Source organism: Paracoccus alkanivorans, assembly GCF_003697785.1.
GTDB lineage: Bacteria > Pseudomonadota > Alphaproteobacteria > Rhodobacterales > Rhodobacteraceae > Paracoccus > Paracoccus alkanivorans.
In genome coordinates, this window is sequence record NZ_QOKZ01000002.1 from 1 (window position 1) to 21,803 (window position 21,803).

The following is a 21,803-nucleotide window of genomic DNA, read 5'->3' on the forward strand; positions in this document are numbered from 1 at the left end:
AGCGTCGCCAGCTCGATGTTCTGCGCGGCGAAAGCGATACCATCGGCGCGCGGTTGCAACACGATCTGGCAGCGATGCGCCCATTCCCGGCCGCGCCTTTCGAGGCCTGTGATCAGGACAATGGGCGGGTCTCGTCCCAATCCCTGGTGCGCTACAAGACTAATGACTACTCGGTGCCGGTCGCATTCGGACATCAGGATGTCTGGATCCGGGCCTATGTCGACACGGTGGTCATCGGTTGCCGTGGGGAAGTGATCGCCCGTCATCCCCGGTGCTGGGATCGTGACGAGATCGTCTTCGACCCGATCCATTACCTGCCGCTGCTGGAGCAGAAGATCAATGCGCTTGAGCAGGCAGCGCCGCTTCAGGGCTGGGACCTTCCCGAAGAGTTCGCGACACTGCGCCGACTGATGGAGGCTCGCATGAACCGGTATGGCCGCCGCGAATACGTCCAGGTTTTGCGGCTGCTGGAAACCTTCGATCTGGCCGATCTCCAGGTCGCCGTGAAGCAGGCGCTCCACATGGGTGCAATCGGCTTCGACGCTGTGAAGCATCTCCTGTTGTGCCGGGTGGAACGCCGACCGCCCAGGCTGAACCTGGACTGCTATCCCTATCTGCCCAAGGCAACGGTCGAGAAGACCGAGGCGCGTTCCTACATGCGGCTGTTGGCGGGAGATATGGCATGAGCGACGCTCCGGAAATCCTGCTCGCCCATCATCTCAAGGCACTCAAGCTGCCCACGTTCCTGCGCGAGCATCAGAAGCTGGCCGGGCAATGTGCGGCGGAAGGCGTGGACCATGTCCGCTATCTGGCCCGGCTGGTCGAACTGGAACTCATCGATCGGGAAAGGCGGATGGTCGAGCGGCGCATCAAGGCCGCCAAATTCCCAGCGGTCAAAAGCTTGGACAGCTTCGACTTCGCCGCCATTCCCAAACTCAACAAGATGCAGGTGCTGGAACTGGCACGCTGCGAATGGATCGGCAGGCGTGAAAACGTCATCGCCCTCGGGCCATCGGGCACTGGAAAAACCCATGTTGCCCTCGGCATCGGGTTGGCCGCCTGCCAGAAGGGTCTTTCCGTCGGCTTCACCACCGCCGCGGCCCTGGTCAGTGAGATGATGGAAGCCCGTGACGAACGCCGTTTACTCCGCCTTCAGAAGCAGATGGCCGGATACAAGCTTCTCATCATCGACGAACTCGGCTTCGTGCCCTTGTCGAAAACCGGCGCCGAGCTCCTGTTCGAGCTGATCTCGCAACGTTACGAGCGCGGCTCGATCCTGATCACCAGCAATCTGCCTTTTGACGAATGGACCGAGACATTCGGCTCCGAACGCCTCACCGGCGCGCTTCTCGACAGGCTGACCCACCACGTCAGCATTCTCGAAATGAATGGCCAGAGCTATCGTCTTGCCCAAAGCCGCGCCCGAAAGGCCGGCTGACCCCTTTCAAAAAATGCCAACGGCACAAGCACGGAACTCTGGTCGGGCTACGCCCTCCCGACGTTCCGTGCTTGTGCCGCTAACTGGCAGACTTTTGCGCCGCCGCGTGGCCGGGTTTTACTCCGCCGTTGACACCGATTGGCCTCCTGCCGGAACAATATTCCAAGTTTCCGAGGCGATTTTCGCATGACGGAGTTTTTCAACGGAATAGGCTCGAAGCCGCCTTACGGCGCTGCAAAGAGTCCGGCCCCTGGCCCGAACTGCCATCAGGCGCACCCGGCCCTTACCCGTCGTTCGGCAACAATGAACTCCGCGAATCGGCAATCTCCACATCGGACATTCGAGCGCTGCCCAGCGAAACCGAATCATTCCTGTCAGCGATGCGGGACTTTTGCGACATTCGGATTGGCCATCTGTGCGGACGTGTTCGACCCCTTGCAGACATCCCCAAGACCGTGACGGCCACAAAATTAGCCAGTCCCACCAAGGGATTTTGAACCGGGTCTAGGCGACCGGACCGTAGCGATTCACCACGATGCCACATTCATAGGCCTTCGAGCCAAGCAAGCGAAACTTGCGGAGGTCAGCTTGGTCGAAGATGCGCCTTCCGCCGCCAAGTGCAGCCGGATTAATGTAGAATTGAAATTCATCCACCAGTCCAGCCGCGACCAGTGCCGAGGCAAAACCCGCGCCACCGAAAACAGCGATGTTGCCACCTTCCTCGGCTTTCAACGCGCCGACCTCACGAGAAAGGTCCCCGCTTATGACTACTGTGCGATCCCATCGGGACTCTTCCAGCCTATCACTCGGCACCACCTTCTGCACATCGATGATACGCTGCGCGAAGGCATAGAACTGGTCGTGCGGATATCTCTTCGCCGCATCTCTCCAATGAGACAGATAGCCTTCCTCCGCCATCTTGCGGCTCAACAAGATGGTGTCGATGGACTGGAAGTGGGCGTTAAAATCCCGCTTGAGCACCTCGTCCCAGCGGTTGTCGTCGCCCCAGCCCCAAACCTGCCAATCGTGATCGCCGTCAGCGCCAACAAAGCCGTCGACCGAAATCTGCATCTGAAGAACGAGTTTTCTCATTTTGGGAATCCTCCAGTTCGATAAGTGGTTAGGTTTACCAAAGTCGTCGCGCCAAATTCACTGGTAGAGCCGGCTTTCATAAAGGCGTGCGTTTCTCCCCTCAAAGGATTCAAGCGGGTCATAAAATTCTCCTTCCTCAAAACAATGCCAACCAACTGGGTCTAAATTGCTTTACAATTGGAACTGTTGACGCCGGACACAATAATGTCAATAGTAAAGTGATTTAAAAATGGAAGCAAAAATGTCAGGCAAGGAAAAATCGAACTGCCCCATCAACCTGTCACTCGAGGTAATCGGCGACCGATGGACATTGTTGATCATTCGCGACATGATGTTTGCTGGTAAAAAGCACTTCCGAGAGTTCTTGCAGTCGGATGAGGGTGTCTCGTCGCGCACTCTTGCTGATCGGTTGCAAACCCTTCAGGCGGAGGGGATCGTGACGCGCCACGACGATCCCAATCACAAGCTCAAGGCGGTCTACCGCCTGACGAAAGCCGGGATCGATCTTCTGCCGCTTCTGGTGGAACTGGGTGTCTGGGGGAACCGCTATCGTGCTGCCGACCCTGAATTGGGGGCCATCACGGAAGAGCTTGCGACAGGCGGGCCTGAGGCAGTTGGACGGATGAAGCGACGACTTGCATCAGAGTAACCCGGGGTTGAATGAATTCTATGTCTATACCGGGGAAGGTCCCGGTGTGGAGGATCTCCACGCCCGCACCATGCTATGATGAATCGTCGGTATTGTGCCGATGATGCGGAGAGCATGGCGGATCGGAGGATCCGCCATGACCATCGACAATTTGCCCGCCATCCGTGCCCGCCGCCCCGCCTGGAACAAGGGTCGCATCGTCGGCCAAAAGCGCCCCTTGCTACCGAAACATGTCTGGGCAATCCGCGTTCGACTTGAGTTAGCGCACAACCTACGCGATCTCGCGCTGTTCAACCTCGCCATCGGCAGCAAACTTCGCGGCTGTGACCTCGTGAAGCTCAAGGTTGCTGATATTTACGCGGCCGGCCAAGTAAAGGCGTGGGCCTCGATTATCCAGAGCAAGACGCGCAAATCTGTACGCTTCGAGATTACCGAAGGAACGCGAACATCAATCGCGGCCTGACTGGAGGACCCGATGATGATCGGTTCCGAATATCTCTGGCCTGGACGCTTTCACGAACGGTTGCACATCTCGACCCGGCAATATGCTCGGCTAGTTCGGGACTGGGTCTCGTCCATCGGTCTGGAGCCTACATCCTACGGGACGCATTCCATGTGTCGCACCAAGATCGCCCAGATCTACCGCAAGACAGGTAATCTTCGCGCTGTACAGCTTTTGCTCAGCCATACCAAGATGGACAACACGGTGCGATATCTCGGTGTCGAATTGGAGGATGCACTCGTGATTGCGGAAGCTGTTGAAATTTGAGACGAAGGGCCGGCCCGCTCAGGACGGCCCATTGCGGCCATTCGCCAGGCCCTCGTGACGCAGCGGCGCGGCTCGTCGTAGCCGCCGTTGATGCGTCATGCAGCATTTCAGGAATATGAACGACGGTGGTGCGCACTGAAACCGCCATTCGCTGCACTCACGCAATCAGCTATGCTAGTTTTACTGTGAGGTGGGAGAGCCCGCCGACCCAGTCAGTTCACAGCACGATCATCGGGTCCAGAAATTCCCGGCCACCTGATAGAACGCATCGACGATCCTGCCCTGCACATCCGCCAAACTGAAGACAGTTTCGTGGATCGCCTGACTTTGCATTTCGATGATCGGCAATCGCGCAACGCCATCCTCCCGACTCGTGCTGTCCTTCCAGAGAAAGCCGATCCCCAGGCCGTTCACCACTGCTTCATAGAGCCCGTCACGCGCATCCAATGTCAGGAAGGGGCGCGGGCTTAGCCCCGCCCGCGCAAACATGCGATCCACAGCCCGCTGGGTGGAGGAACCGGAGGCACGGAAAATCAATGGCTCATTGCAGAGCGCCTCGGCACTGACGGGGCCGGTTCCGGCCAGTGGATGTCCCGGTGGTGCGATAGCAACCACCCGCGCTTCCGCAAGATGCTTTCGCCGGAAACGCGGATCTGCGGGAACATCGGGCAAGACGCCAATATCGCATTCATGGTTCAGGACAGCCCGAGTGATCTTGTGATGCGAGCCGGTCTCGACCTTCAGCGTTACTCTCGGATAGGTTCGGTGAAAGGCCGCGACGAGTGCCATGCCCGGCATTGCGTTGCCCAGCCCGACAACGATTTGCCCCTCGCGAAACGATGACCGGCTCTGCAGCAACCGTTCGGCTTCGCCGCGTGCTTCGGCTATCCGCTCGACGGAATCGCAAAGCTGCAAGCAGAGATCCGTTGGCAGAAGCCGCCCCGATTCGCGACGAAAAAGGTGCACCCCGTATTCCGCCTCGATCCCCCGCACCTGCGCGGACACATTGGGTTGCGTAACGCCCAGAATTCGCGCGGCTCCCGCATAGGAGCCAGCTTCTGCAACGGCACGGACCGCTTCGAGGCGAGACATCGAAAGTTTCATGAAGAGCCAAACTCGAACATTGCTTTTCTCTTAGTTTGATCTTGTCTTGTGTCAAGCTTGTTACATTGCGTCTTCATTGGTCGGCGGCAAGGACGGGCACACACCCGGACCAACCAGGAGAAACCGACTTGGACGCTGCGACCACCCCATTTCCCTCGACCACGCGCTTCGCAAGACTGGAACCCTGCGCCGTGGAAGCAGCAGGAATCGTGCTGTGCGATCTGGATGGATGCCTTATATCCGAAGGACGGCTCTTTGAGGAAACCCCGGCTTTCGTCGAGGCCTGCGGCGACCGCCTTTGGGTGGTGTCAAATCGCTCCGACACCACGGCGGCGGCGCTTTCGTCCCAAATGCTGGAACTGGGCCTGAATATCCCTTTTGAGCATATTCTGTTGGCAGGAGAGTTCACGCTGCGTCGCCTCGCGGAACTCGGCCTGACGCGGCTTTCGCTCTGCGCAACTCCGACACTCAAGGAACTTGCCCGAATCCTCGGGATCGACCCAGAATCGCAGGCCCCCGAGTCAGTGCTCCTTTGCCGCGATCCCTGCCTGACAGTCGATTCCATGGGGCAGGTTCTGTCCGTCATCACGGATGATATCCCGCTATGGGTGGCGAACGAGGACCTTTCCCACCCCAGCCATGACGGTCGGCCCGTTGCCGAAACCGGCGCGCTTCTGGCCGCACTCCGTGCGATCCGCCCGAGCCTCACATGGCAGTGCCTCGGCAAACCCGACCCGGCCATGCTGACTGCCGCGTTGTCTCGTGCGGACCTGCCTCCGGGCGACGCCGTCTTCGTTGGCGACAACGCTCTGACCGACGGCCAGGCCGCCGCTGCCGCCGGCATCCCCTTTTTCCACATCCAGAGGAACCACTTGCGATGATCCCTTATCTCGCCCGCGTCCTGGTCAAGGCGGTGGTGACACTGTTCGCCATTATGACGGTGACCTTCATCGCCACCCGTTTTTCGGGCAACCCGATCGACACATTCCTCGGCGAGGGGCTGACGACTGAAGGCCGCCAAGCCTTGATCGACTATTTCCAACTCGACCAATCACTCTGGCAGCAATATCTCGCCTTCCTGCGTGGCGCGCTATCGGGAGAGTTCGGATTGAGTTTCGTCGATCGGCGCCCGGTGACGGAAGTCGTGGCTGAAAGGCTCTGGCCGTCGGCGCAACTGCTATTGGCTTCGATCGGGCTGACCATCGCTATATCTCTCCCGCTTGGGGTGCTGGCCGCAGTCTATCGCAAAAGCTGGATCGGATCGGCGGTGATGGTGGTGGCCTTCGCAGGATACGCGGTGCCCGCCTTCGTTTTGGCGATCGGGATGATTCTGATCTTTTCCTATTGGCTCGACTGGCTGCCGGTTGTTGGCAGCAGTACGGCGCTGCATTTCATCATGCCAACGATCGCCATGTCAGGTGTGCTGGTCGCCGCACTCACACGTTTCACACGCAATGCCATGCTAGACGTTCTGGGACAGGACTTCATCCGGACCGCCCGTGCCAAGGGCCTCGGTGAAATGCGCGTTGTGCTGCGTCACGGCCTCGGCAATGCCGCGATCACTGTGATCTCGGTCATCGGCTTGCAGATCGCGGGACTGGCCGCCGCCGGCAGCGTGGTAATCGAGAGCATTTTCTCTTGGCCCGGCATCGGCCAGCTCCTGGTCAATGCCGCCATCATCCGCGACTACCCGGTTTTGCAGTTCGGCGTAATTGCCGTCGCCTTCGCGGTGGTCGCCATCAATGCCCTGACCGACATCGCCTATGCGCTGGCCGACCCGCGCATCCGCCTGGGCCAGAATTGAGGAAACAGCGATGGCAAACCTCACCGATGCAATCCTGCCTCGCCCGAGCAATCGCACGGGCAATGACAGGAACATCATACAGAAGGCGGCCATACTGCTCGCCGTCCTGCTGGCGGTCGCCGCCATTTTCGCTCCGCTACTGACGCCTTTCGACTCGCTGGAGCAAAGCCTGCTTTCCCGACTGCGGCCGCCGCTCGGCTTCGAACGCCATGCGCCGGGCCATCTGCTCGGCACCGACGAACTCGGCCGCGACGTTCTTTCCCGCGCATTGTACGGGCTGCGGCTGACGCTGGCGCTCGCCTTCGCGGGTGCCGTGCTCGGGCTGCTGCTTGGCGGGCTGCTGGGGCTCGTCGCGGGGCTGCGTCGTGGCTGGGTCGAGGACCTTGTCATGGCGCTTGTCGACATGCAGATCGCCATCCCCTTTACCCTCGTCGCATTGTTGGTCCTGGCCGTGATGGGATCGAGCCTGACGGTACTGGTGCTGGTCCTGGGAATCGCGGGCTGGGAGCAATACGCCCGCATCGTTCGCGGCGAGGTGCGCCGCATCGCCGCTCAGCCCTTTCTCGAAGCGGCCCGGACTGCCGGGTCAGGGCCGCTTTACACCGCGTGCTATCATGTGTTGCCCAATCTCATCTCGCCGCTCGTCGTGCAATTCACGCTGGCGCTGTCGAATATCGTGATCCTTGAAAGCACGCTTTCCTTCCTCGGTCTGGGCGTGCAGCCGCCGCAACCCTCGCTTGGCTCGATGGTGGGTCTTGGACGGGACTACATGCCAACCGCCCCGTGGATCGTACTTACCCCCGCTCTGCTCATCCTGTTGCTGACCTTCACCGTACAGATCCTCGGCGATTGGCTGCGGGATCATACAGATGTCCGGCTGCGCGACAGGTAGCCATATCAGGAGCCATGCGTGAACAGCCCTTCCCAACCCTGAAACGGAGACAACCCATGTTTCGACTGATGTTGACAACCACCCTTGCCATGCTGCCGCTTGCCGCCGGTGCGCAGGAGATCACCGTGGGCGCCGCCAATGTGACCCCCTTTCTCGATCCGGGCCGCGACCATTCCAATGTCGGCTCGCAGTTCTACTACAACAGCTTCGACACGCTGATAAACCGCGACCATTCCAAGCTGGAATCGAAATGGGTTCCCGCACTCGCCACGTCCTGGGAGTTGATCGAACCGACGGTGATGGAACTAACATTGCGCGAAGACGTGATCTTCCATAACGGCGACCCGATGACCGCCGATGACGTGGTCTTCTCGCTCAACCGGATGTTCCAAGCCACTTTCCCGCCCTATGTCGTGCGCGCCAAGGATCGTTTGGGCAATTTCACCGAGGCCGAGAAGGTGGACGATTACACCGTTCGCATCCATGCCGCACGCGAAGAACCGCTATGGGAAACATTGATCTCATTACAACAGATCATGATCATTCCCGAAGTTTATACCAAGGCTCTGACGGGCGATCCCGAACTGGCCGAGGATGGCGATTACGAGGCCTTTGCACTGGCACCCATGGGCACCGGCCCGTATCGCGTCGCGGATCTGCAGCCGGGCGAAAAACTTGTCTGGGAACGCTTCAACGGGTTTTGGGGCGAAATAGCTCCTCTAGAGCGGGCCACCGTCGTGCAGATCGCTGAAACCGCCAGCCGTGTCACCGCCCTAAAGACCGGCGAGGTCGATATCATCACCAATGTGGCTCCTGACCAGATCTCGCTAATCGAACGCGATCCGAACCTCAAGACCGAGGGGACGGCCACCGCGCTCTTCCACGTGATGATCATGAACCAGAACCACCCGAAACTGCAGGATCCGCGCATCCGGCAAGCCATGTCGCTGGCCATCGATCGCGACGCACTGAACGAGGCGCTGTGGCTCGGCAAAGCGGTGGTGCCATCAACCCATACGATGGAAGAGATGGGCGCGCTGCACCAACCGGAACTGACCACCTTCGAATATGACCCGGAACGGGCGAAGGCACTTCTCGAGGAAGCGGGCTATGACGGGTTCGAGATCACCTATGATACCGCCGCGACCTATTACACCAACGGTCTGCTGGCCGCGCAGGCGATCACGGAGATGTGGAGTGCGGTCGGCATCAACGGTCGGGTGAACGTGCAGGACCAATGGTCCGGCGACGACCCCGAAATGATGGCCCGCAACTGGTCCAACCCGATGTATTTCTCCGACCCGTTCGGCTCCTTCGGCGTCATGTGGGCGCCCGAGGGACCGTCTGAAAGCGAAGGCCGCTTCAACACCGATGCCGAATACGCGGAAAAATGGGAACGTTTCCGCTTCTCTACGGATATCGACGCACGCAAGGCGGCCTATGCTGAGCTGATGGAGGAAATGAAGGCGGATCCAGTTGTCCTGCCGCTCTATCGTCCCTTTGAGAGCTGGGCCATGAAACGCTCGGTCAACTGGGCGCCGATGCCCGGCCATATCCCCTATGTGCTCGATTTCCGCGCCGGCAGCATCTCGCTGGCTGATAGCTGAATATTCCGGCCGGGCGTTCGCGCCCGGCCACCTCTTTCCTCACTTCACGGATCGACATCATGACCCGCATTGCCATCATCACCGATATCCATCACGGCGCTCCCTCGCATACCAAGCGTGGCGACACGGCGCTGGACTTGCTGACCGCCTTTACAGATTGGGCAAATGCCGAGCGACCCGACCTGGTGCTCGACCTCGGCGATCGTATCTCGGATATAGACAGCCAGACCGACGCGCGGCTTGAACGCGAAGTGGCCGAAATTTTTGCGCGGCTCGACATGCCCGTGCATCACATCTGCGGCAACCATGATCGCGATCATCTGAGTGTGGCCGAGAATGAGGAAATTCTCGGTGCCAAGCTTGACAATGAGCTTATCGATCTTGGCGAGTGGCAACTTGCGCTCTGGCGGGCGGATGCGCGGATTCACCGCGAACACCCAGGGCCGGGTTTCTACCTGCCCGAGACCGATCTTTTATGGCTGTCACGCGTCGCGCAGCAGGCGGAAAAGCCGATGCTGGTGGCAAGCCATGTCCCGATGTCGGGCCACAGCCAGATCGGCAACTACTACTTCCAACGCAATTCCGCGGCCTCGACCTATCCGCAGGCCGACCGCGCACGCGCCGCACTGACCCAGAGCCGCGTGCCCACGGCCTGCATCGCCGGGCATGTTCACTGGAACACCGTCACCACGGTCGATGGCATCCCGCATATCACCCAACAGAGCCTGACCGAAAGCTTCACCACCGGCGGCGAGCCCGCCCGTTCCTGGGGCATGTTGACGCTTTCCGATACCGTTCACTGGCAGGTCATCGGCGACGAACCGTTCGAGGCGCGGCTTACCCCCTCGACCATGCGCTGGACGCCGCCACTGGCGCCTTTCCTGCAGGAGTTTGCGGCCGAATGACCCCACTTCTCAGTCCTCCTCTCCTCGCGGTCCGGGACCTGCATGTCACCTTCGGACAGACCGAGGCAGTTCGCGGCCTGTCGTTCAACCTCCATCATGGTGAGACGCTGGCGCTGGTCGGCGAAAGCGGCTCGGGCAAAAGCGCGACGGCCCTGTCGATCCTGCGCCTGATCGAACGCGAGGGCGGAAGGATCGCACATGGTTCCATCCAACTGGCTGGCAAGCATCCGAGCGATATCACCACACTGCCTGCGGCAGCGCTGCGCGCATTGCGCGGCGATCGCATCGCCATGATTTTTCAGGAGCCGATGACCTCGCTCAACCCGGTGATGACGATCGGCGCGCAGCTTTGCGAGACTTTGGCCCTGCATCGCAATCTACGCGGCCGCCCCGCGCGCGAAGCAGCCCGTGCTGCCTTGGAGCGGGTAAAGATACCTGAGCCCGATCGGCTCGACCAATATCCGCACGAATTGTCAGGCGGGTTGCGGCAGCGGGTGATGATTGCCATGGCATTGATTTGCGAGCCCGAGATCCTGATTGCTGACGAACCGACCACCGCGCTGGACGTCACAACTCAGACAGAGATCCTGCTTCTGATCGCGGGTCTGCAGGAGGAAACGGGCATGGCGGTGTTGTTCATCACCCATGATCTCGGGGTCGTGTCGGAAATCGCCGATCGCGTCGTGGTGATGAAAGACGGTACCAAGGTAGAGGAAGGTCGGACCGCCGAGATTTTTTCCACCCCGATGGCCGCCTATACACAAGAGCTGGTGGCGGCAACGCCACGGCTCGGAGAGGGTGCGCCGCCGCCGCGAACCGAAGTAGAGCCCGTGTTGCGGGTGGAGGGCTTGACCACGGTCTTCGGCGGTGCAGGGCTCTTCTCGAAGGGGAAAACGACGGCCGCGGTTCGGAATGTTTCATTGACCCTCGGGCGTGGCGAGACCTTGGGCCTCGTAGGCGAGTCGGGCTGCGGGAAATCCACCCTTGCCCGCTCGATCATGCGCCTTGTCGAGCCCATCGCCGGACAGGTGGAGCTGTTGGGCTGCCGGATCGACGGGTTGTCGCCAAACGCGCTCAAACCGCATCGCGCGAAGATGCAGATGGTGTTCCAGGACCCTTACGCATCGCTCAATCCAATGATGGCGATCCGTAACCTTGTGACGGAGCCGGCTTTCCTGCACGGAATGGTTTCGCGCCGCCATCGCCGTGTCATGGCCGCGTCCCTACTCGAAAAGGTCGGGCTGCCGGCAGAGGCCGTGGACCGCTTTCCTCATCAGTTTTCCGGCGGGCAACGACAACGGATTTGCATCGCCCGCGCCCTGTCGGTGAGCCCGCAGATCATCGTCGCGGATGAGGCCGTATCGGCGCTCGACGTGTCGAATGCACGGCGCGTGACCGATCTCATGGCCCGCCTTCAGCAGCAGGAGGGGGTAGCTTTCCTCTTCATCAGCCATGACATCGCCGTGGTGGAGCGAGTGAGTCACAGGATCGCCGTAATGTATCAAGGGGAAATCGTCGAGACGGGACCAACCGCGGAGGTCCTGCGCAACCCTCAGCACGCCTACACGAAGCGCCTCCTGAGTGCAGTGCCCCGATTTGACCGGTTATCCCTGTCTGCGCAGCAAACAGACCACAGTGAGCTTCGTACAGTGGACAGCATGCCTGCCTGACCTGCGAAAAGATCGGATGGGTATAGCCAACTTTTTAAAGACCGGTCTCCACGCTGCATAGCAGCACAAATTTGTACCGCGGTGTGTTTCAACGAGTTTGCTGCGTGCGCTTTCAGCAGCAATTCATCACTTCCGGCAAGGGCCCGGAGCAGACTTACGGCAGCGCAACATGCTGTCCACGTTCCCTGACGCCTATCGAGCCACCTTTCCGGCCCATTCTTGCCGTTCAGCGTCCTGTGCGATGCCGCGCCGCGGCTTCACTGAACCGGTCATTCATGCTGGTCGCAGCGAAACCGATCTATCAAACTGGTAAAAAGCGGGACAAAGGGTGCATTCGCTGCGGATGCGCAGATGGCTGCTTCAGGTTTGGCGCACCGATAGGACATTGCAGCAGGTCGCGCCGGTTAGTCCGTATAGCTTTGGCAGGCATCAACTCCGTTGGCTGTCGAGGCAAGTAGCTGATCTGCATCACGGATGAGATCGGCGACCCGCCTGTCCGCCAGACGATACCGAACGAAGCGGCCTTTGCTGCGGCGACTGACCAGCCCGCATTCCAGCAGACAGCGCAGATGGTTCGAGACGTTGGGCTGACCCAAACCCGTATGCCCGACGATTTCCTGCACGTTGCGTTCGTCCGACACCAGCGCATCGAGGATCGTCAGACGGCTGGGATCGCTTAGGCCCCGGAAGAGCTTTGCCCGCAGTTCCAGTGTATCGGGTGCCGAAAGATCGTCTTGAATGTTTTGCGCTGTCATATCATTATCCACTGATACGTTAGCAGCGTACCTTTTCGCCCGCCACCACAAAAAGGATCGCACATGAGCCAGCCCGATAACAGCAAGTTGGCGACAGCCTCCTCCCCGATCCGAATGCGGGTGCAAGGCATGGACTGCGCGAAAGATGCCGCCGAGATCGAGCGCGCGGCCCGGTCTGCGGGCGTGGCCGAAGGCGACGTGAAAGTGTCCGCCGCCACCCACATCATGACATTGCGGATCGCGGACGGCGATCTGCCGAAAGTGCGGCCCGCGCTCGACGCGACCGGCTACGGTTTCGAGAAGATCGAGGACGGCGATACATCGTCCGATCCGGCCTACAAGGACCCGAGCTGTCGCCGCGCGCTCTGGATCGTGGTCGCGCTCAATCTCGGATACGGCGTGGTCGAAATGTTCGGCGGGTTCCTGTCCGGTTCGCAGGCGCTGAAGGCAGACGCGCTCGATTTTCTGGGCGATGGTGCGATCACGTTTCTGGGCCTGCTCGCCATCGGCTGGAGCCTGACATGGCGGGCGCGGTCGGCGCTGATCCAAGGCGTGTTTCTGGGCCTTCTGGGCCTTGGCGTTGTCGGCAGCACGCTCTGGCGTGTCCTCAACCAGACCACGCCAGAAGCCGGGTTGATGGGAGCCTTCGCGGTAGGTGCGCTGATCGTAAACATCCTCGCGGTGCTGCCGCTGCTAAAGCACCGCAAGGGTGATGCCAATATGCGAGCCGTCTGGCTGTTCTCTCGCAACGACGCCATCGGCAACCTCGCCGTGGTCATCGCCGCCGGGCTGGTCGCGTGGCTTGGCAGTGCATGGCCCGACCTGATCGTCGCGTTCGCGATCGCGGGGCTTTTCCTGCATTCGTCGTGGATGATCATCCGCGATGCCCGGAGTGACTTGGTGGAAGCTGACTAACTCCATCATGGTGCGACGCGCCGGACGAAAGCCGACATTCGCGCGCCCCGCAGCATCGGTGAGTCTGGGCTCAGAGCCGCCTTGCGGCGCTGCAAAGAGTCCGGCCCCTGGCCCGAACTGCCATCAGGCGCACCCGGCCCATTCTTGCCGTTCAGCGTCCTGTGCGATGCCGCGGCGCGGCTTCACTGAACCGGTCATTCATGCTGGTCTCAGCGAAACCTATCTATCAAACTGGTAAAAAGCGGACAAACCTGCATTGTCTCTGTTGCTTTTAGGCATTGATGCGATGAAGAGGACACTACGATGCGAAATACCTTTTTCTCTCTGTTGGCTGCCACGGTTTCATTTTGGTCGTGGTCCGCCAGTGCAGAAGGAGAAACAGAACGCTTCAAAGAAGCCGAATGGGATTGGCATCCAGGCGATCTGATTTTCAGGAACGACATTAACGAATTTGATGAATTGGTCAGGCGGGCTGACGGCGCTAAATGGGCCTCTGTTGGCATTCTCCGCTCTTCGAGCGGCGGGCCTCGTGTCCTCTATGTCGATGAGAAGGCGGGCGTTACCGAAGCCATGCTTTATGAATTTGTTGATGGTCTCAAAAGCGATGATTACGCGGTGTATCGCATTGAAGATGTTGATCCGAATGAACCGGATAAGCTAATGGTGCAAGGGCCACTGGCAAGCTATGCTGTTCTCTCAGCCTACGGCGCACCAGTTGATAACCATTTATTGTTTGGGAATGGTAGCTACTACAACGCCGAGCTTCCATTTGAAGCGGCATTAAGCGCGGGGATCTCCCTTGGCAGTCCCCGGCCTATCGAAGAACTGGCATCTGTGGATGAAGACCTGCGAACAGCGCTTTTGACAAGACTGCAAGATCACCCATACTGTGTTGTCGCGCTCGCGCCTGATAACTGCTGGGATGTACTCAAGAGCATATCGATCGCGACGCCAAGCGTTCTCATGGCGTCTGATCACGTGAGGCAGGTTTTCCCGATTTAGCCGTAATTAAGTTTGCTACCGTCCACACAGGAGCCCTTCGCTGCGGTATGAAAGTCTGGGAAGCGGGACGAAGCAGCCGTTTATCCTAGTCAAATACGCTGTTAGTCATTCACCATCACTCTCAGGGAAACGATGATGACGACAACAATAAGCAGAACGCTTGCGATTGCCATAGGCGGGTTCGTTATCGCCGGATTCAACTCTGCTGATGCATCAGGCTATCAATGCGATTTTTCGACAATATGCTATGAGGACACAGGATGTGAGCCCAAAGCACTAATAATCGAAATTCTCGATTTAGAGGAGGGAAAGGCACAACTAGTAACGCCTGGTAATACATTCCGGATGACCAGACAGTTGGATGGCAGTGAAGGAATTGTTTCAGGGACTGTTGCTTACTCGTCTGAGTTGACCAGAGGTACGATGTATCTTTTGACTGTGTATCCCAATCAGTCCTCTCGGCTTAGCATTCATGCATATTTGCATGATGCCTATGCGATTGAAGCTCGTGGTGTCTGCACGATTAATTAGGGCTCCCAGCGGGAATTGCACAGGCCGTGTGATCGGCACGCGATCTAGATGGCATTGAGCGGGACAAAACGGACGTCAGATGATACCGTGTTGCTTCAGCAGTGCCTGCTCATCCCCGGATACCCAACCAAAAACTTTCGCGGAGCCATTCAAAATCTGGACAAGATAGTGGACATCGAAGTCTATTGCTGTCTCGGGCAAATCGCCCCGGACATAGGTTGCGGTCCAAGAAACGTGAGCCACGCAATGAAGGTCGTCAATTGGAGAAAGGCGAAGGCCGCGTATCCGCATTTCCTGAGTGCCAATTTCCCTATAATGTTCATAGCCTTGAGCCATTGCTTGAACGAGTGTCTCATCATTCTTCCCGGCCATGACACCGGCCGGGGAAGCCGCGATAAATTCAGAAGCATATAGTTTCGCGACCTCTTCCTTGTCGAAGTCGGCAGCGAGAGAACGCTTGAAGAAGTTTTGGTATCGCTCGAACAGTTCTCGAACTGCTTCATCCATTGGCTCGCTCCATAACGGCAAGTATTCCCACAGCATGGCACCTATCGCACCATGAAACAATGACCGCAAAGGGCTCTTCGCGTCGCTCTCCGCAAGATCGTTGATCGGCAGCTTCAGGTTGGGCACCAGCGACCGGGACAAGAGGACCATGTCTATCAAAGGAATCGTTCGCCGCGCGCGGCCGGAAGGTCTAGGAAGCGGGACTTTCCGGTCATTCGCTGCGAGTGCTCGATCTCCGCTCCGGCTGATAAGGTCCCCGTGCCGAAGGGCGGAAAGTGTGAATTCGCTGCGGGTGCGACCCGGTGAGCGGATTCTCAGGAAAGCTGACATTCAACGCCCGTCACAGCTCAGGCTGGGGCCACTTCTGCGCTGCCGCCTGCATCAACGGCGGCAACGCGCAGCAACCGGCCATTAACCCTGCTGTGCGACGCTGCGACGCGGCTTCACTGAACCGGCTGTTCATGCTGGGCGCAGCGAATCTGACTGATCAAATCGACACAACGCGGGACACAGTGTGCATTCGAAGGACGATCGTGTCAGGCCGGCATCACGGGCAAGCTCCGCAATTGGACAGCGCCCCGGCCATGTCGGCGTGCTGCGATGCAGCGCGATTGCCAGATGTGGGTCCGACAGCCCGCGCAATAGCTCGGGTGGCAGGTAGGGGCCGGGGCTCGACCGCAGGGCCTCGGTCATTAGCACTTCGAGGAGACGTTCCAGGATCATTTCACGCTAGCGCCGATCCGATCGAGTTTCCTCGTGGATGACGGGTGCCAGTGACATGAGCCGGTCATGCGCCGAGAGGTGAATCATGTCGGGCAGCAGGGTGAGCAGAAGCTGCCGTGCCGGCGTGGCGAAGCGACAGTGACCGATTAAGGCGCTCCAGCGGGGCACGTGCTGCGCCCGGTGTTGGTCAGGCGGAAACAACCTTCGAGGATCGCGGCGTAGAAGGGACCGCATCTATGCCCGTGCGTCAGTCTGCCGAGGCGAGGTTGCGTATTCTGCGTGGTAAACAATCGGCCTCGCTCGCGAACCCACCATCCGGCAAACTGCGCGCCCTTGAACGAGATCATCGCCTGTCCTCCCCGAATAACTGATGTGTCAGACAAGAACGTCGATCCGCCGCAACCCTAACGTCAAGCGGCAATGTTTGTGACAGAACCCCTTGAGTTCGGCATCAAGGTCGGGACCTTCATGCCAGAGTGCTATCCGAGCAGCGGGGCGGAATCAGTTTGGCAATCCCCTGGGACCTGGCGGAGTATAGGCTAGGTCCTGGATCTTGAGCCAACCCCCCGGATCAGTTGCCGGCTTCTCCCTCTACGGCTTCGCCTTCCGCCGGAGTTTCCGCTGCCGCAGCTTCGTCTTCGTTTTCGGCGGTAGATGAGGTTTCACCGCCGCCCGCAGCAGCCGCAAGATCGGCCTTCATCTGTTCAAGGATGGCCTGCGCCTGACTGCCGCCAATTTCCAGGAATTTCTGCTCGACCGACTCGGCGGTTGCCTTGAAGGGTTCGCGTTCTTCCTCGGTCAGGGTGGTGATGGTGATTTCGGGCTTGGCCTCCTGGATCTTGGCCAGCGACTCTTCGGTCAGCCCTTCCTGGTACTCGATGATATAGTCGAAGGCCGCAGCGGTCGCGTCCTGGATGACCTTCTTGTCCTCATCCGAAAGCCCGTCAAAGAACTCTTTGTTGGCCATCACGGCAGTGGTGTAATTACTATGACCGATGCGGGTTATGTGATCTGTCACCTCATACATTTTCATCGATTCAATGTAGAAGGCCGGATTTTCCTGACCTTGGATGATCCCTGTCTGCAACGCACCGTAAATTTCGCCGGTCGGCAGCGGCGTGGGTGTCGCGCCAAAGGCTTCATAGCTGTCTACCAATAGCGGGTTGGTCATCACCCGGAACTTGACCTCGTTCAGATCCTCGGGCGAATTGACCGCCTCTTGCGTGGTCATCATGACCTCGCCCTCGGGGAACATGGTCAACAGTTCCAGCCCTTGATCGGCATAAAGCGGCGGGAACAGCTCGTGAATCGCTTTCGAGGTTCGAAAGAACTCCACAAGTTGCGACTGCTCTGCCGGCAGCAGATAAGGCACAAAGAAAACCTGCGCTTCGGGGATCAACGCGCCGGTGAAGCCGGGCGACTGATCGACGAATTGCAGGATGCCGGATTGCGCCTGCTCCATGATATCCGCCGATTCACCCAATGTACCAAAGGGGAAAAGCTGGATTTCATGATCGGAATTCGCCTCGACCTCTTCCTTGAACTTCTGGGCGAACTTGCCCTGCACCTCGTCAAGCGCCTCTTCGAACGCATAACGCCATGTTTCCGCCATGGCGCCGCTTGCGCCAATCAGCAAAGCGGCGATGCTCGCGGCAGAAATGGTTTTATAAGTCATATTACTTCCTGTTATTTAGGATCTTTGTCACACAATTCACCCATGACCTCCGATTTGCAGGACCCGGGACAAAATTCCCGCTCTGGCCAAGACCGAGCGGGCCGCGCAACAAAATCACAAGATAATTCAGATACTAAATCATGACAATTTGAGCCCGGACTGTCAAACATGCCCCCATTACCCCTTTTTCAATCAATCAGGAGCGCAGAAATCGCCACCGATGCGGCTCAGTTTGTGCAACATAGCCGCGTTCGATCAATTCAGGTGATCAGGTGGCTCCGAGCAATCGCCGTATTCGTGGAACTCAACGGTAACGAATTCGCATTATCGAGCACTTAGAACCTGACATCCAGTTTCACCGCGACGGTCTGATCGCGGCTGTCACCGTCGGTGCCGAAAGCAGTGCGGTAATCGAGACCCAGGGTCCAGAGCTCACCGAGCTGGGCATCGAAGCCAAGGCCGATTGCCAACTCGTCGCGTGAATAGCCCTCGACATCGATCGCATAGGGGAATGTCCCGCGATCCGCATAACCAATCCTTGCCTCGCTCGAATTCTCGAATTCATGAGTATATTCGAGCCGGGCGCGCGAGGTCAGGTTGCCCCAGTCCATTGGTCGGGAATGCTCGAACCGCAAGCCCAGCGTCCCCGAGAGGCTTTCTACGACCTGTTCATCATAGGTAAGGTTGTAGACCCCGCCGCCCTCCTCGGTGAACATGTCGAGCGTGGAGCGTGACGCAGACAGCCGTCCATAGGGCGAGATCAGCAGCCCGTCACGGCGATGCTCAAACCCACAGACTCTCGTCATGAATGAGGGGCCAGCGGGAGGCACGTCAGGGCGCTTGCAGCAAAGTTTCGCATTAACGCTCCGGGAGACGGCCGTCATTCAGTTGATGCGCCCATTCTCTCGCATTTCAAATAGTAAACGTTCACACGTCTCGTGATCGGCAGATAGTAGTGATATTGTCACTGGTTGCTAACACCACTTAGAAGAAAATGCGTCCTCTGGCTCAGACATCCCGTAACTGAGCTTCACAAATTCCTCCAAGGGAATAGCGTATTTCGCCCAATATTCGATGATTCCGTTTGGAATCTGTTCATCTGCCTGAGCGTTTGCCGACGTGCTAAAAAGGAGCGCCAAAACAATGGAAAGCTTCGTGATATATCTCGCCACGGGTTTGCTCGCTCCAATTGGCGTTGATAGGCTTCGATCTCGGAGGTCGTGACCGCGCCCTCTGGAGGCCTGGGGAACGCCGTATCCATGGCGTCCATAGCCGGTTGCAACGCGCTACCCGGCTCTTGGATGTCCGGACAATCTTCAGTTAAGATATCATAACCTCGACGCGCGAGTGTCCGCACTCCACTTACCACGGCGATTAGCGCAAGACCCACATCCGGCTTCGCGAGCTGTGTTTCTGCCTGACGGGCTATGCGGCGCACGGCGGTGGAGAGCGCATGGATATCGGCCCTTGATACCGTCGGTGTTGCGAGGCATTGGACCGCTTTAGCTCCTTGAATCTCGCCTCGTTCGATGCGGTATGCGAAGGTCTGCAAACGATCCGCGTAAGCATCGTAGACTTCTATCGCTATCTGGAAAGCCTTTGTCGGTGTCATAGGTCATACTCAGTTGGGTTACCTGCGCGAACTGATGCTCGCGAAGGATTAACAGGTGCACGATCATTCCACCCGGTATGCCAATAGTGCTTGACCTGATCCCGTGAAACCGCGCCCTGTCGTCGACCCGGAAGCCAGCTACCGCCAAGGATTATTGACGGTTTCCAAATAATGCTGGAAGGCTCTTTTCTGAGGCGTATCGAATGGTGCGCCGACGGCACGAGGAAATGCTGCGCGCAACTGAACCACATATTTTTCGAAGAACCTGTATGGTGGCGACACGCGGGCATGGGGCGGGCTTTGGAGGTCAAGTGTGCGCTCTAAGCTTCTGTCCAAATTCCTGCTGTGTGCCAGCACAGACAGAATGGCCTGATTAACATCCGGCTTCGCGAGCAAATTTCGAATTCGTGGTGCCGCCTCCTTTACGAGTACCGCCCCTTCAATCAATTTATCCACAATATCCGGTGGCAAAACATCCGTTTCCGAGCGCATCAGTGATACGATCAAATCATCCCGCCGATCTCCTGCCCGAACTGCCACAGCCGCATCGTGCAGCATCTGCGCATAAGTATTAAAGGCGGCAAGAGCTGCGTTAAAAGCATCGATCTGCTGTTTCATAAATCACACTCATTCGGGTTTCCGGCTTTGAGAGAAGCACGGGAAGGATTGATCGGCGCACGGTCATTCCAAGCCGTGTGCCAGTACTCTTTCACCTGCGTCTGCGCAACAGCGCCTTCTTTTGGCCCTGGTAACCAGACCTGTTCTCCGCCGCCGCGCAACATTTTCCCAGGATAATTTTCCAATTGTTGCGGAGCAATCTCTCCAACCAGTCCGGCCGGGGGGGGTGGCACTTCCGCCCTAATGAATGCTCCCGCTTCGTTCCAACCGTTTTTCACGGCATCACGCGCTCGCCACGCCGCTTCATCATCCGGCGGAATGGCCTTGCTCCAGAACCCGCCTGTGTGGCCGTCAGGTTTGTCAATAACACGGTACAGGCTTTGTTTCGGGGTGAAGGTTTCGTAGCGCGGCTTGCTGCCAAATGTCGCCAGCTGTCTTCGAAAAAACTCCGGGGAGGCTTCGGCCTGCTGGCGTAAATATGGGGGAAGTTTCGGGTCAGAAAGAAGTTCGTTATACCATCGCGAAGCGAGAATTTGAGCATCGTCAAAAAAACGTGCCGCATTCGCATCAATCGGTTCTGCCCCTGCCTCCAGCGCATTCTTGTCGAATCCGATCCGCCGCATGGTATCCTGCCACGAGTCATAAGCTTGGCGAGTCGCCGCCATCGCACGACGCACAATAATGCCTTGCCCCGGCATCACCCGCCACGCATGAGTGGCGAACTCCGCTAGCCCGCGCGATATTCTGGTACTGATCTCTGTCGCAACCTCGTTGAATTTCTGCCGTGCCATGCCGCGCACAGTCTCAATATTCGCGAGCATGCTGCTTGCACCGAAGAAACTTGCTTTCGACGCGCAAAAATCCAGGAACTCGTCGAATTTTTGACTTGCCTCTCCAACTCTCGAAACAACTTCATCCCCAAGTTTTTTAACAAAACGATAGCCGTTGATTTTGGCGATCCCGGTACGGTGTAGCGCCTTGTTGATATAGATCAGCACGCGACCCATTTCGCCCGCGTTTTTCCAGATGATCTTGATCACCCCTTTGGCGAGCGATCCCAGCGAAGGGATTAACCCAATCAAACAGGCAAACACCCCGACCCAGACCACGAGTTCATTATATCGTTTATCCCAGAGAAGAGCCTTCCCGTTGGCGATAAGATCCCGAGCGTCAGCAACCTGATCTATACCGGGGACAGCTGTCATTACCGCATTGGTAATGATCTGCCCGGTGGACATATCCTCGTTGAAATCGCCCTGAAGGACGCCTCCGGACCATTTCGCGCTATCTGCCACGGTATCGGCGGCACGCTCCAACCAGCCGCGTTCATCTGCAACCGGAGCCGGTTCGATATAGGGAACCGGTTCGGTAGGATCATCGAAAAAGAACACCTCCACCGGTCCGCTGTAATCACCCAGATCGACGTGAACGAAGTCATGCTCGGCTTGCGAACCAATCGTGAGCACCCCTCGGTGATCACCTCACCGCCCGGTTCCCCATCATTCGGTTTCTGAACGACAAAGACGGCATCCGTG

At 58.4% G+C, this 21,803-nt stretch carries 20 protein-coding genes and 1 pseudogene; 12 read left to right on the top strand and 9 right to left on the bottom strand.

Going from position 1 to position 21,803, the window contains the following annotated elements; genetic code table 11:
• Both C9E81_RS04665 and istB read left to right on the top strand, forming a co-directional pair.
• Nucleotides 1-686, top strand: a 686-nt coding sequence (locus tag C9E81_RS04665) for a Mu transposase domain-containing protein (protein ID WP_425010610.1), incomplete at its 5' end; no start/stop codon positions are given.
• Nucleotides 683-1,438 carry an IS21-like element ISPve1 family helper ATPase IstB gene (gene istB / locus C9E81_RS04670; protein WP_119752220.1) on the top strand — a complete coding sequence of 252 codons (756 nt, stop codon included), beginning with the start codon at nucleotides 683-685 and terminating at the stop codon, nucleotides 1,436-1,438. The genes C9E81_RS04665 and istB, both read left to right, overlap by 4 nt.
• A gap of 504 nt (nucleotides 1,439-1,942) precedes the next feature.
• Here the strand turns inward: istB and C9E81_RS04675 are convergent.
• The gene (locus C9E81_RS04675; protein WP_122111180.1) at nucleotides 1,943-2,530 is read right to left on the bottom strand and encodes a dihydrofolate reductase family protein; all 588 of its coding nucleotides are present in this window, start codon (nucleotides 2,528-2,530) and stop codon (nucleotides 1,943-1,945) included.
• A gap of 241 nt (nucleotides 2,531-2,771) precedes the next feature.
• Between C9E81_RS04675 and C9E81_RS04680 the strand changes: the two genes are divergently transcribed.
• Together C9E81_RS04680 and C9E81_RS04685 are read left to right on the top strand one after the other, a co-directional pair.
• Complete coding sequence (locus C9E81_RS04680; protein WP_122111181.1) at nucleotides 2,772-3,179, top strand: winged helix-turn-helix transcriptional regulator; 408 nt, start codon at nucleotides 2,772-2,774, stop codon at nucleotides 3,177-3,179.
• 136 nt (nucleotides 3,180-3,315) lie between these two features.
• A pseudogene (locus C9E81_RS04685) lies at nucleotides 3,316-3,948 on the top strand (tyrosine-type recombinase/integrase).
• Between the two features lie 228 nt (nucleotides 3,949-4,176).
• Here C9E81_RS04685 and C9E81_RS04690 read toward each other — a convergent pair.
• Entirely contained in the window at nucleotides 4,177-5,040 is an 864-nt protein-coding gene (locus C9E81_RS04690; RefSeq protein WP_243698511.1) for a LysR substrate-binding domain-containing protein, read from the bottom strand.
• A 140-nt stretch (nucleotides 5,041-5,180) separates the two neighbouring features.
• Between C9E81_RS04690 and C9E81_RS22835 the strand changes: the two genes are divergently transcribed.
• From C9E81_RS22835 to C9E81_RS04720, 6 genes are read left to right on the top strand one after another with little or no spacing between them, the layout of a single operon-like run.
• Nucleotides 5,181-5,933 carry an HAD family hydrolase gene (locus C9E81_RS22835; protein ID WP_243698512.1) on the top strand — a complete coding sequence of 251 codons (753 nt, stop codon included), beginning with the start codon at nucleotides 5,181-5,183 and terminating at the stop codon, nucleotides 5,931-5,933.
• Nucleotides 5,930-6,856, top strand: a complete 927-nt coding sequence (locus C9E81_RS04700) for an ABC transporter permease (protein WP_122111184.1) — start codon at nucleotides 5,930-5,932, stop codon at nucleotides 6,854-6,856. The genes C9E81_RS22835 and C9E81_RS04700 overlap by 4 nt, the downstream gene beginning before the upstream one ends.
• Nucleotides 6,857-6,866: 10 nt before the next feature.
• On the top strand, nucleotides 6,867-7,748 hold the full coding sequence (locus C9E81_RS04705; protein ID WP_122111185.1) for an ABC transporter permease: 882 nt from the start codon (nucleotides 6,867-6,869) through the stop codon (nucleotides 7,746-7,748).
• Between the two features lie 56 nt (nucleotides 7,749-7,804).
• Nucleotides 7,805-9,355, top strand: coding sequence for an ABC transporter substrate-binding protein (locus tag C9E81_RS04710; RefSeq protein ID WP_122111186.1), 1,551 nt, complete (start codon nucleotides 7,805-7,807; stop codon nucleotides 9,353-9,355).
• Nucleotides 9,356-9,414: 59 nt separating this feature from the next.
• A complete protein-coding gene (locus tag C9E81_RS04715) occupies nucleotides 9,415-10,260 on the top strand; it encodes a metallophosphoesterase family protein (RefSeq protein WP_122111187.1) in 846 nt (281 codons plus the stop codon).
• Nucleotides 10,257-11,930, top strand: a complete 1,674-nt coding sequence (locus tag C9E81_RS04720; protein ID WP_122111188.1) for an ABC transporter ATP-binding protein — start codon at nucleotides 10,257-10,259, stop codon at nucleotides 11,928-11,930. Before C9E81_RS04715 ends, C9E81_RS04720 begins: the two co-directional genes overlap by 4 nt.
• A gap of 404 nt (nucleotides 11,931-12,334) precedes the next feature.
• Here the strand turns inward: C9E81_RS04720 and C9E81_RS04725 are convergent, their stop codons facing one another.
• Nucleotides 12,335-12,685 carry an ArsR/SmtB family transcription factor gene (locus C9E81_RS04725; RefSeq protein WP_007803330.1) on the bottom strand — a complete coding sequence of 117 codons (351 nt, stop codon included), beginning with the start codon at nucleotides 12,683-12,685 and terminating at the stop codon, nucleotides 12,335-12,337.
• 63 nt (nucleotides 12,686-12,748) lie between these two features.
• Between C9E81_RS04725 and C9E81_RS04730 the strand changes: the two genes are divergently transcribed.
• Nucleotides 12,749-13,600 (top strand): cation diffusion facilitator family transporter, encoded by an 852-nt coding sequence (locus C9E81_RS04730; RefSeq protein ID WP_122111189.1) that lies wholly within the window; start codon nucleotides 12,749-12,751, stop codon nucleotides 13,598-13,600.
• A 303-nt stretch (nucleotides 13,601-13,903) separates the two neighbouring features.
• Nucleotides 13,904-14,602 (top strand): peptidoglycan peptidase, encoded by a 699-nt coding sequence (locus tag C9E81_RS04735; protein WP_122111190.1) that lies wholly within the window; start codon nucleotides 13,904-13,906, stop codon nucleotides 14,600-14,602.
• Nucleotides 14,603-15,208: 606 nt separating this feature from the next.
• Here the strand turns inward: C9E81_RS04735 and C9E81_RS04740 are convergent.
• The 6 genes from C9E81_RS04740 to C9E81_RS04770 form a co-directional block, all read right to left on the bottom strand.
• Complete coding sequence (locus tag C9E81_RS04740) at nucleotides 15,209-15,640, bottom strand: nuclear transport factor 2 family protein (protein WP_122111795.1); 432 nt, start codon at nucleotides 15,638-15,640, stop codon at nucleotides 15,209-15,211.
• A 1,294-nt stretch (nucleotides 15,641-16,934) separates the two neighbouring features.
• The gene (gene dctP, locus C9E81_RS04750) at nucleotides 16,935-18,038 is read right to left on the bottom strand and encodes a TRAP transporter substrate-binding protein DctP (RefSeq protein WP_122111191.1); all 1,104 of its coding nucleotides are present in this window, start codon (nucleotides 18,036-18,038) and stop codon (nucleotides 16,935-16,937) included.
• Nucleotides 18,039-18,373: 335 nt separating this feature from the next.
• Entirely contained in the window at nucleotides 18,374-18,844 is a 471-nt protein-coding gene (locus tag C9E81_RS04755; protein ID WP_166461817.1) for an autotransporter outer membrane beta-barrel domain-containing protein, read from the bottom strand.
• 224 nt (nucleotides 18,845-19,068) lie between these two features.
• A complete protein-coding gene (locus C9E81_RS04760) occupies nucleotides 19,069-19,650 on the bottom strand; it encodes a hypothetical protein (RefSeq protein WP_122111193.1) in 582 nt (193 codons plus the stop codon).
• A 138-nt stretch (nucleotides 19,651-19,788) separates the two neighbouring features.
• Nucleotides 19,789-20,268 carry a hypothetical protein gene (locus tag C9E81_RS04765; RefSeq protein ID WP_122111194.1) on the bottom strand — a complete coding sequence of 160 codons (480 nt, stop codon included), beginning with the start codon at nucleotides 20,266-20,268 and terminating at the stop codon, nucleotides 19,789-19,791.
• The gene (locus C9E81_RS04770) at nucleotides 20,265-21,734 is read right to left on the bottom strand and encodes a hypothetical protein (protein WP_122111195.1); all 1,470 of its coding nucleotides are present in this window, start codon (nucleotides 21,732-21,734) and stop codon (nucleotides 20,265-20,267) included. The genes C9E81_RS04765 and C9E81_RS04770 overlap by 4 nt, the downstream gene beginning before the upstream one ends.
• Between the last annotated feature and the right edge of the window lie 69 nt (nucleotides 21,735-21,803).

Excerpts from the sequence above, each read along its gene's own strand:
- istB (WP_119752220.1), top strand. The coding sequence starts at position 683 with ATGAGCGACGCTCCGGAAATCCTGCTCGCCCATCATCTCAAGGCACTC.
- C9E81_RS04675 (WP_122111180.1), bottom strand. The coding sequence starts at position 2,530 with ATGAGAAAACTCGTTCTTCAGATGCAGATTTCGGTCGACGGCTTTGTT.
- C9E81_RS04680 (WP_122111181.1), top strand. The coding sequence starts at position 2,772 with ATGTCAGGCAAGGAAAAATCGAACTGCCCCATCAACCTGTCACTCGAG.
- C9E81_RS04690 (WP_243698511.1), bottom strand. The coding sequence starts at position 5,040 with ATGTCTCGCCTCGAAGCGGTCCGTGCCGTTGCAGAAGCTGGCTCCTAT.
- C9E81_RS04700 (WP_122111184.1), top strand. The coding sequence starts at position 5,930 with ATGATCCCTTATCTCGCCCGCGTCCTGGTCAAGGCGGTGGTGACACTG.
- C9E81_RS04705 (WP_122111185.1), top strand. The coding sequence starts at position 6,867 with ATGGCAAACCTCACCGATGCAATCCTGCCTCGCCCGAGCAATCGCACG.
- C9E81_RS04710 (WP_122111186.1), top strand. The coding sequence starts at position 7,805 with ATGTTTCGACTGATGTTGACAACCACCCTTGCCATGCTGCCGCTTGCC.
- C9E81_RS04715 (WP_122111187.1), top strand. The coding sequence starts at position 9,415 with ATGACCCGCATTGCCATCATCACCGATATCCATCACGGCGCTCCCTCG.
- C9E81_RS04720 (WP_122111188.1), top strand. The coding sequence starts at position 10,257 with ATGACCCCACTTCTCAGTCCTCCTCTCCTCGCGGTCCGGGACCTGCAT.
- C9E81_RS04725 (WP_007803330.1), bottom strand. The coding sequence starts at position 12,685 with ATGACAGCGCAAAACATTCAAGACGATCTTTCGGCACCCGATACACTG.
- C9E81_RS04730 (WP_122111189.1), top strand. The coding sequence starts at position 12,749 with ATGAGCCAGCCCGATAACAGCAAGTTGGCGACAGCCTCCTCCCCGATC.
- C9E81_RS04735 (WP_122111190.1), top strand. The coding sequence starts at position 13,904 with ATGCGAAATACCTTTTTCTCTCTGTTGGCTGCCACGGTTTCATTTTGG.
- C9E81_RS04740 (WP_122111795.1), bottom strand. The coding sequence starts at position 15,640 with ATGGATGAAGCAGTTCGAGAACTGTTCGAGCGATACCAAAACTTCTTC.
- dctP (WP_122111191.1), bottom strand. The coding sequence starts at position 18,038 with ATGACTTATAAAACCATTTCTGCCGCGAGCATCGCCGCTTTGCTGATT.
- C9E81_RS04755 (WP_166461817.1), bottom strand. The coding sequence starts at position 18,844 with ATGACGAGAGTCTGTGGGTTTGAGCATCGCCGTGACGGGCTGCTGATC.
- C9E81_RS04760 (WP_122111193.1), bottom strand. The coding sequence starts at position 19,650 with ATGACACCGACAAAGGCTTTCCAGATAGCGATAGAAGTCTACGATGCT.
- C9E81_RS04765 (WP_122111194.1), bottom strand. The coding sequence starts at position 20,268 with ATGAAACAGCAGATCGATGCTTTTAACGCAGCTCTTGCCGCCTTTAAT.